Annotated in this window: 1 protein-coding gene; it reads right to left on the bottom strand. The window is 45.4% G+C overall.

What is annotated here, in order from left to right:
* Nucleotides 1–436, bottom strand: a 436-nt coding sequence (gene rplA, locus J7R07_RS08030; RefSeq protein WP_208436325.1) for a 50S ribosomal protein L1, incomplete at both ends; no start/stop codon positions are given.

Below are 436 nucleotides of genomic sequence, written 5' to 3'. Positions count from 1 at the left end.
CACCTGCACCCATCGTCGTAGACAGGCTAACTTTCTTGATGAAAACACCTTTAGCTGAAGCTGGTTTTGCTTTTTTCAGAGCAACCAACAGAGCTTCTAAGTTTTCTTTCAGTTTGTCAGCATCGAAATCAACTTTACCGATAGTGGTGTGGATGATTCCGTTTTTGTCATTACGGTAACGAACCTGACCTGCTTTAGCATTGTTAACTGCTTCAGCAACGTTTGGTGTTACAGTACCAACTTTCGGGTTTGGCATCAGACCACGTGGGCCTAAAACTTGACCTAATTGGCCAACAACGCGCATTGCATCTGGAGATGCGATAACAACGTCGAAGTCCATTTCACCAGCTTTGATTTTATCAGCCAGATCTTCCATACCAACCAGTTCAGCACCTGCAGCCTTAGCAGCTTCAGCGTTTGCGCCCTGTGCAAATAC

Source organism: Bartonella phoceensis, from assembly GCF_902825145.1.
In the GTDB taxonomy this organism is placed as follows: domain Bacteria; phylum Pseudomonadota; class Alphaproteobacteria; order Rhizobiales; family Rhizobiaceae; genus Bartonella; species Bartonella phoceensis.
The sequence above is the reverse complement of the archived record's forward strand: the minus strand, read 5'-3'. Positions and strand labels throughout refer to the sequence as shown.